This is a genomic window from Hydrobacter penzbergensis, from assembly GCF_900106985.1.
Taxonomy (GTDB): domain Bacteria; phylum Bacteroidota; class Bacteroidia; order Chitinophagales; family Chitinophagaceae; genus Sediminibacterium; species Sediminibacterium magnilacihabitans.
Map to the genome: position 1 here is coordinate 519733 of NZ_FNNO01000001.1, position 15067 is coordinate 534799.

18 protein-coding genes are annotated in these 15067 nt (G+C 46.3%); 9 read left to right on the forward strand and 9 right to left on the reverse strand.

Annotated elements, in window-relative coordinates:
- Window position 1: 1 nt before the first annotated feature.
- Window positions 2-1480 (reverse strand): proline--tRNA ligase, encoded by a 1479-nt coding sequence (gene proS, locus BLU98_RS02400; RefSeq protein WP_092721618.1) that lies wholly within the window; start codon window positions 1478-1480, stop codon window positions 2-4.
- Between the two features lie 141 nt (window positions 1481-1621).
- Here proS and BLU98_RS02405 point away from each other — a divergent pair, with 141 nt between their 5' ends.
- Together BLU98_RS02405 and BLU98_RS02410 are read left to right on the forward strand one after the other, a co-directional pair.
- Window positions 1622-2464 (forward strand): hypothetical protein, encoded by an 843-nt coding sequence (locus BLU98_RS02405; protein WP_139173815.1) that lies wholly within the window; start codon window positions 1622-1624, stop codon window positions 2462-2464.
- A gap of 79 nt (window positions 2465-2543) precedes the next feature.
- The gene (locus tag BLU98_RS02410; RefSeq protein ID WP_092721620.1) at window positions 2544-4076 is read left to right on the forward strand and encodes a hypothetical protein; all 1533 of its coding nucleotides are present in this window, start codon (window positions 2544-2546) and stop codon (window positions 4074-4076) included.
- Here the strand turns inward: BLU98_RS02410 and miaA are convergent.
- The 6 genes from miaA to BLU98_RS02440 all read right to left on the reverse strand — a co-directional run bounded on the left by miaA (window position 4053) and on the right by BLU98_RS02440 (window position 9097).
- A complete protein-coding gene (gene miaA / locus BLU98_RS02415) occupies window positions 4053-4964 on the reverse strand; it encodes a tRNA (adenosine(37)-N6)-dimethylallyltransferase MiaA (RefSeq protein ID WP_092721621.1) in 912 nt (303 codons plus the stop codon). The genes BLU98_RS02410 and miaA overlap by 24 nt on opposite strands.
- A 9-nt stretch (window positions 4965-4973) precedes the next feature.
- Window positions 4974-5534, reverse strand: coding sequence for an IS1096 element passenger TnpR family protein (locus BLU98_RS02420; RefSeq protein WP_092721622.1), 561 nt, complete (start codon window positions 5532-5534; stop codon window positions 4974-4976).
- A 44-nt stretch (window positions 5535-5578) separates the two neighbouring features.
- On the reverse strand, window positions 5579-6997 hold the full coding sequence (locus BLU98_RS02425) for a CCA tRNA nucleotidyltransferase (RefSeq protein WP_092721623.1): 1419 nt from the start codon (window positions 6995-6997) through the stop codon (window positions 5579-5581).
- 32 nt (window positions 6998-7029) lie between these two features.
- Window positions 7030-8028: a glycosyltransferase family 9 protein gene (locus BLU98_RS02430; RefSeq protein WP_092721950.1), complete on the reverse strand. Its 999-nt coding sequence runs from the start codon at window positions 8026-8028 to the stop codon at window positions 7030-7032.
- A 112-nt stretch (window positions 8029-8140) separates the two neighbouring features.
- Window positions 8141-8359 carry a hypothetical protein gene (locus BLU98_RS02435; protein ID WP_026774980.1) on the reverse strand — a complete coding sequence of 73 codons (219 nt, stop codon included), beginning with the start codon at window positions 8357-8359 and terminating at the stop codon, window positions 8141-8143.
- 165 nt (window positions 8360-8524) lie between these two features.
- Entirely contained in the window at window positions 8525-9097 is a 573-nt protein-coding gene (locus tag BLU98_RS02440) for an L-threonylcarbamoyladenylate synthase (RefSeq protein ID WP_026774981.1), read from the reverse strand.
- A gap of 94 nt (window positions 9098-9191) precedes the next feature.
- Between BLU98_RS02440 and BLU98_RS02445 the strand changes: the two genes are divergently transcribed.
- The 7 genes from BLU98_RS02445 (at window position 9192) to BLU98_RS02475 (ending at window position 13467) form a co-directional block, all read left to right on the forward strand.
- Complete coding sequence (locus BLU98_RS02445; RefSeq protein ID WP_092721624.1) at window positions 9192-10007, forward strand: 2,3,4,5-tetrahydropyridine-2,6-dicarboxylate N-succinyltransferase; 816 nt, start codon at window positions 9192-9194, stop codon at window positions 10005-10007.
- A 33-nt stretch (window positions 10008-10040) separates the two neighbouring features.
- Entirely contained in the window at window positions 10041-10226 is a 186-nt protein-coding gene (locus tag BLU98_RS02450; RefSeq protein WP_092721625.1) for a hypothetical protein, read from the forward strand.
- The gene (locus tag BLU98_RS02455; RefSeq protein WP_092721626.1) at window positions 10223-10408 is read left to right on the forward strand and encodes an EamA family transporter; all 186 of its coding nucleotides are present in this window, start codon (window positions 10223-10225) and stop codon (window positions 10406-10408) included. The genes BLU98_RS02450 and BLU98_RS02455 overlap by 4 nt, the downstream gene beginning before the upstream one ends.
- Before the next feature lie 120 nt (window positions 10409-10528).
- A complete protein-coding gene (locus BLU98_RS02460; protein ID WP_092721627.1) occupies window positions 10529-11287 on the forward strand; it encodes a LiaF transmembrane domain-containing protein in 759 nt (252 codons plus the stop codon).
- A gap of 38 nt (window positions 11288-11325) precedes the next feature.
- Window positions 11326-11685: a DUF4288 domain-containing protein gene (locus BLU98_RS02465; protein ID WP_092721628.1), complete on the forward strand. Its 360-nt coding sequence runs from the start codon at window positions 11326-11328 to the stop codon at window positions 11683-11685.
- Between the two features lie 5 nt (window positions 11686-11690).
- Window positions 11691-12749 (forward strand): sensor histidine kinase, encoded by a 1059-nt coding sequence (locus tag BLU98_RS02470; protein ID WP_092721629.1) that lies wholly within the window; start codon window positions 11691-11693, stop codon window positions 12747-12749.
- Entirely contained in the window at window positions 12730-13467 is a 738-nt protein-coding gene (locus tag BLU98_RS02475) for a LytR/AlgR family response regulator transcription factor (RefSeq protein ID WP_092721630.1), read from the forward strand. The genes BLU98_RS02470 and BLU98_RS02475 overlap by 20 nt, the downstream gene beginning before the upstream one ends.
- Here the strand turns inward: BLU98_RS02475 and BLU98_RS02480 are convergent.
- Both BLU98_RS02480 and BLU98_RS02485 read right to left on the reverse strand, forming a co-directional pair.
- A complete protein-coding gene (locus BLU98_RS02480; protein WP_092721631.1) occupies window positions 13444-13881 on the reverse strand; it encodes a response regulator in 438 nt (145 codons plus the stop codon). The genes BLU98_RS02475 and BLU98_RS02480 overlap by 24 nt on opposite strands.
- 258 nt (window positions 13882-14139) lie before the next feature.
- Window positions 14140-14766, reverse strand: a complete 627-nt coding sequence (locus BLU98_RS02485; RefSeq protein WP_092721632.1) for a response regulator — start codon at window positions 14764-14766, stop codon at window positions 14140-14142.
- Window positions 14767-15067 lie beyond the last annotated feature (301 nt).

The window sequence follows — 15067 nt, forward strand, 5'->3', positions numbered from 1 at the left end:
ATTAATAAGCCCTTGCAAACAATACCCTTACGGAAGAAGGCTTGCCAGTGAGGATGCACTTTCCTGCTTCTTCTTTTGCATCCAGTGGAATACAACGAATGGTTGCTTTGGTTTGTTCTTTGATCTGTTCTTCCGTTTCAGCAGTACCATCCCAATGCGCTGAAATAAAACCGCCTTTGGTATCCAGCAGGTTTACAAATGTATTCCAATCGTCGGCCTTCGTGATGTGTTCATCGCGATAAGTTTTGGCTTTGTTGTAAATATGCAGTTGTATTTCTTCGAGCAGGGTTTGCACATAGAATTCAATGCCATCCATACTCACCGTTTGCTTTTCTTTGGTGTCCCTGCGCGCTACTTCCACCACATTGTTTTGCATATCGCGCGCACCAATGGCCATGCGAACGGGAATGCCCTTCATTTCGTATTCGGCAAATTTCCAACCGGGACGTGAATTATCCGAGTTATCGTATTTCACAGAAATGCCCAGTCCTTTTAATTTCTTCACAAGCTCATGCGCTTTCACATCGATCAATGCTTTTTGCTCATCGCCTTTATAAATAGGCACGATCACTACCTGAATGGGTGCAATCTTCGGAGGAAGTATCAGGCCATCATCATCACTATGCGCCATTACCAGGGCGCCGATGAGGCGGGTGCTCACCCCCCAGCTGGTAGCCCATACATAATCGAGTTTGTTTTCTTTATCGCTGAACTTCACATCAAACGCTTTCGCAAAATTCTGCCCCAGGAAATGTGAAGTACCGGCCTGTAAAGCCTTTCCATCCTGCATCAGCGCTTCTATGCAATAAGTGTCTTCTGCACCGGCAAAACGTTCATTCGGACTTTTCACGCCTTTGATCACCGGTACCGCCATCCAATTCTCTACGAAATCGGCATATACATCCAGCATCTTCCGGGTTTCTTCAATCGCTTCTTCCTTACTGGCGTGCGCGGTATGTCCTTCCTGCCATAGGAACTCGGCTGTGCGCAAGAATAAACGGGTGCGCATTTCCCAGCGAACCACGTTGGCCCATTGGTTAACAAGTATGGGAAGATCACGATACGATTGTATCCATCCTTTATAAGTATTCCAGATGATCGCTTCACTGGTGGGTCTTACCACCAACTCTTCCTCCAGTTTCGCTTCGGGATCTACCATGAGCTTGCCTGGTTGTGAAGGATCATTCTTGAGACGGTAATGCGTTACCACTGCGCACTCTTTTGCAAAACCTTCTGCATTTTTTTCTTCCGCTTCAAAAAGACTTTTGGGAACAAAGAGTGGGAAATAGGCGTTCTGATGCCCGGTATCTTTGAACATCCTGTCCAGCACATCCCGCATGTTCTCCCACAAAGCAAAACCATAAGGTTTGATCACCATACAACCACGCACGGCGCTGTAATCGGCCAGATCACCTTTCAACACCAGATCGTTGTACCATTGCGAATAATCCTGTTCCCTGGATGTGATTTCCTTACTCATTATAAATTTTTACAATTCTATTAACAAAATAGTTTACTTGCTATCGTTTGTTGGCAAACTCTTTGACGCTCAATTATTAACTAGCAACAGAGACGCAAATGTATGTAACTTCACAGTATCTAACTTCTTAATGCCGGCGTTATGAAAAGAATGCTACTCCTCGGTCTCATCGGCTCCAGTTTACTGGCGGGTTGTTCTACTATGTACAAATCCGGACAAACACCCGATGACGTTTATTATTCCCCCGGAAGAGAAGGTCTCACGGCAGGTCAGCAAAAGCAGCAGGATAACGAAGCACGCTACGAAGATTATATCAGCAGTCAGGACGACCAGTACCTGCGCATGAAAGTAGCCAACCGTAATCGCTGGAGTGCACTGGATGATTTCGATTACTGGTACGACAGCCGTTATGATTTTGGCCAATCCTATTATGGTTATGGTGGTTACAATACCTGGAATAACTTATATGGATGGAATCCTTACTCCTATTCAATGTTCCCTGCCTGGAACTACGGATTAAGTTATGGATTAGGCTATGGGATGTGGCGGCCAGGATGGGGCCTGGGATGGAATTGTCCCGCTTACACTGTGATCGGCTATGCGAATCCGAAAGTTTTCTATGGAAGCAATACATCTGTAAACTTCAACTCGGGAACGAATATAGCGGCTTTCCGCAACAGGACTTACAACAACACCAATTCCGGTTACCGGGATAACAAATCCGGACAATGGATCAATGTCGACAATAACCAGAATCGTTTTGGCAACCTGATGAGACGGGTGTTCAGTCCTGCACCCAATAATTCCAGCAATGCCAGCAGTTGGGACAGGCCCGTGCGTACTTTCAGCAATACCAACACTTATTCTTCCGGCAATAACAACTCCTCATCCAGTTCTTCCAGCAGCAGTAGTGCGGGCGGCAACAGCGGCGGCTACAAAAGCACAGGCAGCAGTGCGGGTGGTGGCCGTAGCAGGGGTAATTAGTACAAACGTCTTCAGTACATGCACGTCAGGTGAATGGTTTGCCTGTCGTTAGTGATAAGTGTATCCAAACAAAACTATTATGAAATCATTTATACTGGGTTCTTTATTGCTTTTTGCTTTGTTTGCATCTGCCCAAACACCGGAAGATGCATTGCGTACCGCCTGGTTTACACAGAATGGTACGGCACGCAACGTTGCAATTGGTGGTGTGATGGGTTCTCTGGGTGGGGAGATCACAGCCAACCACGTGAACCCCGCGGGTATTGGTATGTACAAGACCAATGAGTTGGTTTTATCTCCTGCGTTTTTATTGAACAATAATAAATTCAATTTCAGGGGTTCCGATACCACCAGTAGTCTCAACCGTTTCAACTACGGCACATCGGGTTTTATTTTCAGTTCGGCTAATCACGATGGCGCCAGGAAGTGGACGAGCAGCGCATTCGCTTTATCGGTGATGGAAGTAGCGAATTATAACAACCATATCCAGTTCAAAGGTTTCAATAATTTCAGTTCTTATTCCGAGCAATTTTTGGAAGAGCTCACGCGCGACCGTGCCGATACCAATGCAGCGCTCAGCAATTATATTTTTGGTTCTTCTCTTGCTTTCCGCACTTACCTGGTAGATACATTGCAGGGACCCGGCGGCACGCTGGCCGGTTATCAAAGCATGGTGCCCATTTCAACAGGCGTGAATCAATTGTATAATGCCGTTACACGCGGCGGATACCATGAGATCGCTTTGGGATTCGCCGGCAATATGGATGATAAATTATACATAGGCGGCAGCTTCACCATTCCGGTGATCAGTTATGCACGTGATCTCACCTATACAGAAACGGATGCCACCAATAATCCCAATAATCATTTTGCTTATTCCACTTTTAAAGAACAGTTCAGTTCCCGGGGCATAGGTATTGGTGGCAAGTTTGGTATCATTTATAAACCGAAGGATTTCTGGCGCATAGGCTTCGCGATACACACGCCGCAATTCATTGGCTTCAAAGATGAACTCAGGGCATCTATGACTACCAATACCGAAGGTTTTGCAGGAACAGTAAGTGAGACCAGCGACCGGCTCAACAGCGGCAATCCCGGCAGACGTTCCTACAACCTGTTAACTCCCTGGAGGGCTATTGTCAGTGGTAGTTATGTATTCCGTGAGATCAGGGATACACGTTTGCAAAGGGCTTTCATCAGCGCCGATCTCGAGTATGTGAATTACCGCGGCGCCCGTTTTTATTCTACCGATGGTGGTGATCAGGCATTAGCAAATTATTATCACCAGGTGAACGATGCCGTTAAAGCATCTTATAAAGGCAATATCAATTTCAAATTAGGCGGTGAACTCAAACTGCACACCATTATGTTCCGGTTGGGAGGGGCCTACTATGGCAGTCCCTATGCAGATGCCGCCATCAAAGCCAACCGTATTGTGGCAAGCGGCGGTATCGGTTACCGCGATCATGGTATTTTCATCGACCTCGGCTATGCGCATGCTTTCAACACAGATGCACAATTCCCCTATCGCCTCAATGATAAGCCCAACACTTTTGCAGAACAAAGTGGCAGCGCCGGTAACCTCATGTTAACTTTCGGGGTAAAACTCTGATAGCCACTGACCGGCATTTCGCGCATCGATCCATTGAATGGAGCTGTCTTTTTTAAACCAGGTCATCTGCCGCTTGGCATAATGACGGGTATTTTGTTTGATCAGGTGAACCGCTTCGTCGAGCGAATATTGTCCAGCCAGATACTGGAACAATTCTTTATAACCCACCGTTTGCAACGCATTGAGGTGTTGATACGCAGCAACTGAACGGACCTCTTCTAGCAAACCTGCTTCCATCATCTGGTCTACCCGCGCATTGATGCGTTCGTATAAGCGCTCACGGGGAAGTTCCAGTCCAATTTTTGATACTGCAAACGGACGCGCTACCTGGTTGCGTTGACGAAAGACAATAATAGATTGCCCCGTAGCTTCCATAATTTCCAATGCACGCATGAGACGTTGCGGGTTCTGTTGTTCAGCTATCTCCCAGAAAGCGGGGTCTTTGGTGCGCAATTCCTGTTGTAGCCAGTCCAACCCCTTTTCTTTGTAAGCATCTATGATCTGCTTGCGCACCAACGGCGACACCGCAGGCATTTCATCCAATCCTTCACAAAAAGTTTTGATGTACAAACCGGTGCCGCCTACCATCACCGCATACTGCTGCTGTTGGAAAATTTCATCAGCCGCCTGTAATGCATATTGCTCAAAGCTTGCTGCATTTATCTCTTCTTTCACCGAATGAGAAGCGATGAAATAATGTTTCACGGCTGCCAGTTCTTCGGGTGAAGGCCTGGCTACGCCAATATTCAGTTCCCGGTAACATTGCCTGGAGTCGGCAGAGATAATGTTTGTATGCAAGCGCCGCGCGAGATCAACGGCAACAGCTGTTTTCCCTACTGCAGTAGGACCAACAATAATGATAACATGTTTTGCTGCAACTGGCTGCATAAACCGCAATTAAAAATCTTCTTCGCCTCCGTTGTTCCTTTCTTCTTCGTGTTCGCCTCCCTTTTCTTCTCCTTCTTCACCAAAACCCTCTGCTGCTTCTGAGAGATCGTATTTCTCTTCTATATCTGCAAATTTATCGCCCAACAGACTTTTGGTTCCATATTGTTGCGGGCCGATCCCTTCTGTTCTTGAGATAGCAGGATAAGTGATCTTGCTGCTTTCTTCCTTGCTTACATTGATGAGTTCTACCAGGAAGGTCCAGTTCTTCGCAAAATCATACACATAAATGAAGCGCTGGTTGGTATCCCTGATCTCACTGCCGATGGTAGTCTCAGACATGAGCAATGGTTCGGCAACATAAGATTTATCGTATTTGGCAAAACTGATCTCCCTGCCCCTTTGCCAGTTATCGTTACTCCTGAAAAATGTAGCCTGGTGCTTACTATCGAATTCATAAGCTTTCAGGATCGCAAAATGCAGGTCCTGAAAAAACTGTTTGTGCTGTATGACGATGTCCCTGTAAACCGCATCATCTTCTTCCAGATATACCCTGAATTTTAAAACAGCCATTCTTCGTGAATTGTTAGTTGTTTATAATTGCTGCAAAATACAATTTATTCAACGGCCTGCAAGTGCAGTTCTTTGCCCTTTTCAAGCATGAAATGGTAGGCCGCTTCATAGTTGTTGGGAATAACACCGTCCAGTATTGCTTCCCGTATGGCGTCTTTGATGATGCCTACTTTCTTGCCTGGTGCCAATCCAAATGTTTGCATGATCATCTCCCCTGTTACAGGCGGTTGCCAGTTGCGGATACGGTCGCTTTCCTCCACCTCGTGTAATCTTTCCCGCACCAGCTCGAAGTTTTGCAGGTATCTTTTTACTTTCAGTTTATTCTTGCTGGTGATATCCGCTTCACAAAGCATCATCAATTCATCTATGTCTTCACCTGCATCAAACAGTAACCGGCGGATGGCGCTATCGGTAATATTTTCTTTGGTAAGGCTGATGGGTCGCAAGTGCAATAGCACCAACTTCTGTACCAGTTTCATCTTTTCATTGAGCGGCAGTTTGAGCTTGGTAAAAATCTTCGGAACCATCCTGGCTCCCACTACTTCATGTCCGTGAAAAGTCCACCCATGCCCTTCTTCAAACTTTTTGGTAGCCGGCTTGCCTATATCGTGCAGCAATGCTGCCCATCGCAACCAGAGATCGCTTGTTTTATCGGCAATATTATCCAACACTTGCAGGGTGTGGTAAAAATTATCCTTGTGTCCCTTTCCATCTATGTATTCTGCTCCATGCAGTTCTACCATTTGCGGGAAGATCAGTTGCAGGAGCCCGCTTTTAAACAGCAGGTCCCACCCAATCGATGGCCGGTCGCACAACATGATCTTGTTCAACTCGTCGGTGATCCTTTCCTGTGAAACAATTTTGATTCGTTTGGCATTTTCTCCAATAGCAGCAAAGGTTTCAGGCAATATGGTAAACCGCAATTGGGCTGCAAACCTTATGGCGCGCATCATCCGCAACGGATCGTCGCTGAATGTCTGCGCAGGGGTCAGTGGCGTCTGGATGATCTTCCGTTCAATATCCCTCACCCCATTGAAAGGATCGACCAGCTTGCCAAAATCTTTTTTGTTCAGGCTGATGGCAAGTGCATTGATAGTAAAATCCCTCCTGTTCTGATCGTCTTCAATAGTGCCGGGCGTTACTTCCGGCTTGCGGCTATGTGAGCGGTAACTTTCTTTCCGGGCGCCTACGAATTCCACTTCAAAATCGTCGAGTTTGATCTGTGCCGTACCGAAATTCTTAAAATAAGCCACTTGTGGTTTGGGCTTGAACATTTCTGCCACTTTGTGTGCCAGCGCAATGCCATCTCCCATACAAACAATATCAGCATCTTTGGTAGGTCTGCCAATGATCTTGTCGCGCACAAATCCTCCTATGAGATAACAAGGCGTATCCAAAGCTGTTGCAGCTTTCGCAATTTTCTCCAGTACCTGCTTTTCCTTATCAGAGCAAACTATGTCCATAAACTGCAAATGTAGCGCTGTTTTGTTTTGGATCAACGGGGAAGGCAATCGAGCAATTGCCGGGTGGTGATATGCCTTGCACAATGGAAATGGGTTTGCGGACAGGCCTTTTTTCCATGGAGTCCGCAAGGCCTGCACGAAAGTGCCTCTGTTACTTCCACAATATGACTGTTATCAGACAATGGCCCATATCCAAATGCGGGAATAGTGGAACAATAAACAGCCGTTACCGGTGCATTCACTGCCGATGCAAAATGCATCGGTGCAGAATCATTCACATAATTCATCAGCGCTCCCTGCATCAGGGCAGCCGACTGCAGGAAACTGAGTTTGCCGGCTAAATTTTCTACTTGTCTGCCCCGCACGGCATTCGTCATCTCATCACACAATGCCCGATCGCCGGGTGCACCCAGCAGGTACACTTTATATTCTCCCGGCAAAGATCCGATCAACGATATCCATTGATCGGCCGGAAATTGTTTGGTGAACCATACCGATGCGGGAGCCATGCAAACATAAGCCTGTAATTGCATGGAAGCTACCGCTTGCATATCCTGCTGCGATGGATACAACCTGGGCCTGGCCGCATGCTCATCCGTTAAAGAGGCAATCAACAGGTGATTGCGTTCTATTTCATGGATGCCTTTGCCTTCTTCTGAAAACACATGCCGGATAATATCTGTGAACAAAAAACTAAATGGGTTTTTATCAAAACCAATCCTTCTGCGGGCCCCAGAAAAAGCGGTGAGCAAACCGGTTGCAGCATAACGCTGTACATTGATCACACAATCGTACCGGTTGGACCTGATCTGTTTCAGCAGTTTGAACAGGTTGCGGTATTTATTTTTCTTTTTATCCCATACCAGTACTTCGTGTACATAAGGATGTTGTATGAACAAGGATTCATTTCCTTTTCTAACAGCTATATCAATGGAAGCCTGGGGAAAATATGCGTGCAGTTTTTCAAGCAACCCTGTTGCCAATACAACATCCCCGATAAAAGCAGTCTGAACGACCAGGACTTTCTGCATCAGCAAAAATAATTTTTTTAACGCACTTAAAGAGAAGTTGTTAGTTGTCAGATGATAGTTGTGAGAAATAATTCCGCCAACTAACAACTATCATCTGACAACTAACAACTCTTTATTCGTATTCCAATTCGTTGCTGAAAAACTCCCAGTCGAACAGCAGGAAGCTTGAAGAAATACTTTTCAGGGAAAATTCACTTCTGTTCCTTTTGTGTGAAGAACGATGGCGAAGCCTGGTGGAGCTAATGGCATGACGGTCTATCCCAAGGCTGAGTACAGCGTTGATGAATGAATGCATTTTTTCACTTGGGACGTCTAAAATAACCCTTGCCATATACAGTATTTACCTGTTTTAGGATATCAACTTTAAGTTCGATATTTTTTCCGGGTTCTACAAACAAAAAGGGTTAAAATTAGTATTAAACTAATGTTACCTCGCAAGCGGTTCTTTTACAGTTATTTAAAGATATCCATGTGAAAAATAAGTCCCCTGAAGCGCTTAAGGCCTTATGATACTCAGGCTGCCGTCTTTCTCCCATTTAATGACGGAAGACGGTTTGGCATAATCTTCTTCATCGCGCCTGTATTTGACTACATAATCCACCCCCTCGTGAATGACCGGCTCTATATCCCGGAAACACTGCGGTGGCGGGTATCCTGAAAGGTTGGCCGATGTACTGACGATGGGTTTTCTGAACCGGCGGATCAGGTGCTTGCAGAAGGTATCGCCGCAAATCCGTATGGCCACCGAACCATCGGCTCCCAGCAGGTTGGATGCCAGCCCTACCCCTCCTTCATAAATGACCGTGGTAGGTTTGGTAACCCCTTTGATATAATCGAATATTTGCAGGTCGGGCTGGGTTACGTGGCGAAGGATATCTTTTTCATCGGCCACCAGCACGATCATGGCTTTGTTATCGGCCCTGTGCTTCAGTTGGTAAATCCTTTTCACCGCATCTTCATTGGTAGCATCGCAACCGATACCCCAGATGGTATCCGTAGGATACAGGATCAGTCCTCCTTTTTGCAATACATCGAGACAGGCATCAATATCTTGTTGGAATGGAAGCATCTTCATACAAAATTACCGGCAGCAAATTACAAATTGTAACGCAGATACATGCTGCAAAAGCCATGATACTGTATGTTTGCACAAAAAACTGACCATGGAATCATTGAAAGCCCTGATACAGGAAGCCTGGGGCAACCGGGACTTATTAAAAGAAGTGACTTACACAGAAGCCGTTCGCACCACTATTGAAGAGGTTGACAAAGGCAGGCTGCGTGTAGCTTCCCCGGAGAATGGCCGGTGGGTGGTGAACGAGTGGGTGAAACAGGCTATTTTGATGTATTTCAGCATCCAGCAAATGCAGACCTGGTCTATCGCGCCTTTCGAATTTTACGATAAAATGCTCCTCAAAAATAATTACCGCGAACTGGGTGTAAGGGCTGTTCCCCATGCCGTAGCCCGTTATGGCGCTTTCCTGGGCAGGAATGTGGTACTCATGCCCAGCTATGTGAACATTGGCGCATACGTAGATGAGGGCACTATGGTAGACACCTGGGCCACCGTGGGAAGCTGTGCCCAGATAGGCAAAGGCGTTCACCTGAGTGGTGGCGTAGGCATCGGTGGCGTGCTCGAACCATTGCAGGCGAGCCCCGTAATCATTGAAGACGGATGCTTTATCGGTAGCCGTTGCATTGTAGTAGAAGGCGTGATCATAGAAAAAGAAGCGGTGCTGGGCGCTAATGTGGTACTTACCCAATCAACCAAGATCATCGACGTTAGTGGGCCTGATCCCATTGAATACAAGGGCCGTGTTCCTGCCAGAAGTGTAGTGATCCCGGGCAGCTATACCAAAAAGTTCAATGCGGGCGAATACCAGGTAAGCTGCGCCCTCATCATTGGTCAGCGTAAACCCAGTACAGACCTGAAAACCAGCCTCAACGACGCATTACGCGATTTCAATGTAAGCGTATAAACTCATTATTGACCGTTCAATCATACTTGATAGATGGCAGCACAACGCATCGGGTTAAAAGGATTTTTGATCACGTTGCTGGGTGCTGTCTTCTTTTCTACCAAAGCCATTTTTGTAAAACTGGCTTTTCATGATACAGGCACCGATGCCGTTACTTTACTTACGGTGCGCATGTTATTCTCCTTGCCATTATTGCAACCGTACTGCCTTCTTTTATGATGAGTGCCGGTATGAAAAGCATTGGCAGTAACAATATAGCCATCATCACCAGTATTGGTCCCGTTTCCACCATTCTGCAAGCGCATTTTATCCTTGGCGAACCCATATTGGGCTTGCAGCTAGCCGGTACAGCATTGGTGATCATAGGCGTATTGCTCATCGGCTGGCGCTCGGCGAATTGATGGGAGCCTGTCATTTACCGAGGTTTTCCCGTCACTTACCGCCTTTCCTACTGTACCTGCCTAAAGAGGCTTCTCCAGCTTTTTTCGTGCCACTAGATTTGTGCTATCAAAAGATAAATAATGGAAGACTTCAACAAAAACATTCAAAACGAAAAACACAGCCGATTCTGGACCGGGCTGATATTTGTACTGATCGGCGTGGGGTTGCTGCTCCAGCAAATAAGCGCGCCCTTCCCTCACTGGCTGTTTACCTGGCCCATGATACTTATCATCATTGGGTTGATCTCAGGTATCAAACACAGGTTCCGGAATTTTTCCTGGTTTATCATTGCCGGCATTGGCGTGGTTTTCCTGATGGGAGAAGTATTCAACGATATGGACATGCGGACTTATATGTGGCCCATCATCATCATCGGAGTAGGACTCATTTTCATGTTCCGCCCCAGGCGCAGGTCGCGCTGCTTCAACCGCTGGCAAGACCGGTACGGGAAATATGACTATGATAAAGTACATGTATTTGGCGATGCAGAAATACATACAGAAGATGTGATCGACAGCGTATCAGTTTTCAGCGGCGTTAAAAAAACAGTCACATCGAAAAATTTTAAGGGCGGGGAAATTTGTTGTTTCATGGGCGGCGCTGAAGTCAATCTGAGTCAGGCCGATATTACCGGCACCATCGTGATAGATATCACCCTCATTTTTGGCGGAGCCAAGCTCATCATCCCCCCTCATTGGGAAGTCAGGTCAGAGTCCGTGGCCATTTTCGCCGGTATCGATGACAAACGCCCGGTGCAGGCCAGCAATTTCGATCCTTCTAAAGTGATCATCATACGCGGCACCAGCATTTTTGGCGGCATTGAGATCAAAAGTTATTAAATCAATTCAACTGTTTTCACCTTGTAAATTGATCTGTTATGGAATGGTATCTTGCAAAACTGGTGTATCGCATCATTTGCGGCAATGGCGAACACCATGCACAGTTCGATGAACAACTCAGGCTCATCCATGCAGAAGACGAACTGCATGCCTTTAACAAAGCCCAGCTCACCGGCCAGAAAGAACAGGAAAATTTTTTCAACCAGGCCAACCACCTGGTGCAATGGAAGTTCATCAACGTAACCGAGCTGCACAAACTGGAAAATCTTACAGATGGCGCCGAAGTGTATTCCCGCATCAGGGAAGAGGATGACGGCCGTGCTTACCAGCACTCCGTTCATGCAAAAGCGGGATATTTGTTGGAGCAGTGTACCGATAAATTCCTGGAAACTGTTTAACCGATATGGTAAGATCTATCACAACAGGCAAAGGCTTTTACATTATTTTCTGCTGCTGGTGGCTGGCGTGGATACTCGTCCAGGCCGCCATGGTAGAGCGGGCGGGCTTTGATTTCCTGATTGCTTTTACAGATGCTCTTTGCTGTAATATATTGCTGGCAGGCTGTTGCGCACTGATCGTTAACAATATGCGGTTTTACCTGCCCAGGAAGGAACGCTATTGGTACCTGCTGGTTGTGAGCCTGGTGGAGAGCGCTATCTGGTTATTGATGAGCAAATGGATATTGAAATTGTTGTTCAGAAGCAATGTAGCTTACCGGGCTTTTCTCGATCAATCGGTTCCGATCCGTTATATTCTCGCCTTTCTGATGATCGGATGCATGGCCATGATAGCCATCCTGTGGTATACCCTGCAGGAACAACAGGAGAATGACCGGCGTAAAGAAGATGCAGAGCGGTTGGCCAAAGACGCCGAACTGCTCAAACTGCGTCAGCAGTTGCAACCGCATTTTCTTTTCAACAGCCTTAATTCCATCAGTGCGCTGGCCGGTAGTCAGCCTGAAAAAGCCCGGCACATGATCCAGCAACTGTCTGATTTTTTAAGAGGCACTTTAAAGAAAGAAGAGCACCAGTTGGTGACGCTGGAAGATGAGTTGCATCACCTGCAATTGTACCTGGAGATTGAAAAAGTGCGCTTCGGTCACCGGTTGCAAACAGCTATCAATGTAAGAGAAGAAGCCGGCAAACTATTGATCCCTTCACTCCTGTTACAACCGATCGTAGAGAATGCCATCAAATTCGGTCTATATGATACCATCGATACCGTATTGATCAGTCTGGATGCCGCTCAGCGAAAAGGTATGCTGGAACTTACGGTCACCAATCCATTCGATGAAACAACTGCTGTCAATACCCAGGGAACAGGGTTCGGACTGGCATCCATCCAGCGCCGGCTCTTCCTGCTGTATGCACGGAACGACCTGTTATTAACGCATGCAAACGGTTCTGTTTTTTCAACTACGCTACTCATCCCACAAAATATTTATGAAGGCCATCATCATTGACGACGAATTCCTGGCAAGGAACATGGTAAAAGAATACCTGCAATACTATCCTGAAATAGAAGTAGTGCAGGAGTGCAGTGATGGATTTGAAGGAATCAAAGCCATACAACAACACCAGCCCGATCTCTTATTTCTCGACATACAAATGCCGAAGATCAATGGATTTGAAATGTTGGAACTGGTAGAGCAGCCACCTGCTGTTATTTTCACCACTGCTTTCGAGGAATATGCCATCAAAGCTTTTGAAGCACATGCCATCGATTACCTGCTGAAACCCTTCAGCAAAGAACGGTTCGATAAAGCCATGCAGAAATGGCAACAACTGGGCAGGCAGGAAATGGCACTGCAAGCGGGACAATTATTGGAGGGGCTGGGTAACCAGCCTTTCCGTTCCAACAGGATCGTGCTGAAGGATAATGGAAAGATCAAGATCATCCCTACGGCGAATATCCGTTACCTCGAATCGGCCGATGATTATGTGAAAATCCATACGGCAGAAGGTGCGTTCCTGAAGAACCGGACGATGCAGTATTTTGAGCAACAACTCGACCCGCAGCAATTCGTGCGCATCCACCGTTCATACCTCGTGAATGTGCAGCTCATCAGTCGAATTGATCCTTATGAAAAAGACGGCCATCTGGCCATTCTCAGTGTGGGGGTAAGGCTTCCCGTGAGTAAATCGGGATACCAGAAATTAAAGCAACTGCTGGGAATATAATTTTTGCCAGGTAGCTTCGATGATGGCGGGAATCTGTTGAAAATCCCGGGCTTTATCCAGGAAATGATCGGCGCCGCAGCGGAGGCATTCCGATTTGTAGCCGGAAAGGGTATTATTGGTAAGGATCACTACTACCGGCAAAAAGCCTTCCATTTTCCGGATGTCTTTCAGCATCTGGAGACCATTTTTCCCCGGCAGGTTGATATCCAGGAGTATGATATCCGGCCGGCAACCATCATTTAACAGAACCATTCCCTCTTCGGCGCTTTTGGCTGATTGGATTTCCCTTACTGACCCCAGATCGGCCAATAGCAAGAGCAACCTTTCCCTGATAAAATCAGAGTCGTCCACCATTAATAATCGTAATGCGTTGGCAATCATAGCATTTAAAATAGACGCCTGGGGGTGCATCATCTGTTTGGAGTAAAAAAAGCTTTGTAAAGGATTAGCCCTACAAAGCTTGCGTAGCGGTTAACTACAAGGTTTCTCAAGGAGAATCAGGTAATGTGGACGTTAACCCAACACAGGAAGCGTCCGGCTAACGGGCTTTTAGAGGATCTTTACTTAGAATATTGGATAATACATCACAAAGAAACACAGTTCCCACCAGTCCGCCCATAACAAGAGTTATATAAAATGCGTAGTATAAACACTACAATAAACGGTGTTTTGTCAAACAATATTGTTCTGGATGGCGTAACGGACCAGGTCGGCATTGCTTTGCATCTTCATTTTGTCCATGATCCTGGCGCGGTAAGTGCTGATGGTATTTACGTTTAGGGAGAGTATATCCCCGATCTCGGAGATGCTTTTACCAGACACCAGCATTTTGAATACTTCAAATTCGCGGTCTGATAATTGTTCGTGAGGGGCTTTGTCGCTTTTCTCTTCCAGTGAACCTGCGAGCACTTCAGCCACCTCACTGGTAATGTATTTTCTTCCGCTCAATATTTGTTGAACGGCTTTCACCAATTCATAAGGTGCACTTTCTTTGGTGAGATAACCAGCCGCTCCTGCCTTGATAGCACGTACCGCATATTGTTCAGGCGAATGCATGCTCAACATGAGCACAGGCGTTTGGGGGGCATGCTCTTTGATCTGCTTGAGTATTTCGATACCGGAATACCCGGGCATGCTGATATCGGAAATAATGATATCCCAGCTTTCCCCGACTGCTTTCTTGAACAGATCAGCAGAATCGGATACATCATGCACTTCTGCAAAAGAAAGTGATTCTTCCAGTATCTTTCTGAGCCCTTCTCGGATCAATGTGTGATCGTCTGCGATCAATATTCTCATTTAATGTTCCTTGTTTGATTTGCAGTACTGCTGATGGCGTAAAGTTAATGAGTTCTGGTTAACCTTACTCGCCATTCATATCAAGTTCCAATAAACAAATAAAGCAGATAGCCGAACCAACGGCAATCTGCTACACCAAAACTCCAAAAATGTTTATACGATCCTGTTAGGCCAAGAAATAAAATAGGGGCGGAGAAGATTCGCCCCTATTCCGTAGTTTTTGCAATAGAATATAGGATTCGTATAGCTATAAGGAAATTGGAATCAGGGATAGATTTACTAAAACTCATACAAAGCTAAC

Excerpts from the sequence above, each read along its gene's own strand:
- proS (WP_092721618.1), bottom strand. The coding sequence starts at position 1,480 with ATGAGTAAGGAAATCACATCCAGGGAACAGGATTATTCGCAATGGTAC.
- BLU98_RS02405 (WP_139173815.1), top strand. The coding sequence starts at position 1,622 with ATGAAAAGAATGCTACTCCTCGGTCTCATCGGCTCCAGTTTACTGGCG.
- BLU98_RS02410 (WP_092721620.1), top strand. The coding sequence starts at position 2,544 with ATGAAATCATTTATACTGGGTTCTTTATTGCTTTTTGCTTTGTTTGCA.
- miaA (WP_092721621.1), bottom strand. The coding sequence starts at position 4,964 with ATGCAGCCAGTTGCAGCAAAACATGTTATCATTATTGTTGGTCCTACT.
- BLU98_RS02420 (WP_092721622.1), bottom strand. The coding sequence starts at position 5,534 with ATGGCTGTTTTAAAATTCAGGGTATATCTGGAAGAAGATGATGCGGTT.
- BLU98_RS02425 (WP_092721623.1), bottom strand. The coding sequence starts at position 6,997 with ATGGACATAGTTTGCTCTGATAAGGAAAAGCAGGTACTGGAGAAAATT.
- BLU98_RS02430 (WP_092721950.1), bottom strand. The coding sequence starts at position 8,028 with ATGCAGAAAGTCCTGGTCGTTCAGACTGCTTTTATCGGGGATGTTGTA.
- BLU98_RS02435 (WP_026774980.1), bottom strand. The coding sequence starts at position 8,359 with ATGGCAAGGGTTATTTTAGACGTCCCAAGTGAAAAAATGCATTCATTC.
- BLU98_RS02440 (WP_026774981.1), bottom strand. The coding sequence starts at position 9,097 with ATGCTTCCATTCCAACAAGATATTGATGCCTGTCTCGATGTATTGCAA.
- BLU98_RS02445 (WP_092721624.1), top strand. The coding sequence starts at position 9,192 with ATGGAATCATTGAAAGCCCTGATACAGGAAGCCTGGGGCAACCGGGAC.
- BLU98_RS02450 (WP_092721625.1), top strand. The coding sequence starts at position 10,041 with ATGGCAGCACAACGCATCGGGTTAAAAGGATTTTTGATCACGTTGCTG.
- BLU98_RS02455 (WP_092721626.1), top strand. The coding sequence starts at position 10,223 with ATGATGAGTGCCGGTATGAAAAGCATTGGCAGTAACAATATAGCCATC.
- BLU98_RS02460 (WP_092721627.1), top strand. The coding sequence starts at position 10,529 with ATGGAAGACTTCAACAAAAACATTCAAAACGAAAAACACAGCCGATTC.
- BLU98_RS02465 (WP_092721628.1), top strand. The coding sequence starts at position 11,326 with ATGGAATGGTATCTTGCAAAACTGGTGTATCGCATCATTTGCGGCAAT.
- BLU98_RS02470 (WP_092721629.1), top strand. The coding sequence starts at position 11,691 with ATGGTAAGATCTATCACAACAGGCAAAGGCTTTTACATTATTTTCTGC.
- BLU98_RS02475 (WP_092721630.1), top strand. The coding sequence starts at position 12,730 with ATGAAGGCCATCATCATTGACGACGAATTCCTGGCAAGGAACATGGTA.
- BLU98_RS02480 (WP_092721631.1), bottom strand. The coding sequence starts at position 13,881 with ATGATGCACCCCCAGGCGTCTATTTTAAATGCTATGATTGCCAACGCA.
- BLU98_RS02485 (WP_092721632.1), bottom strand. The coding sequence starts at position 14,766 with ATGAGAATATTGATCGCAGACGATCACACATTGATCCGAGAAGGGCTC.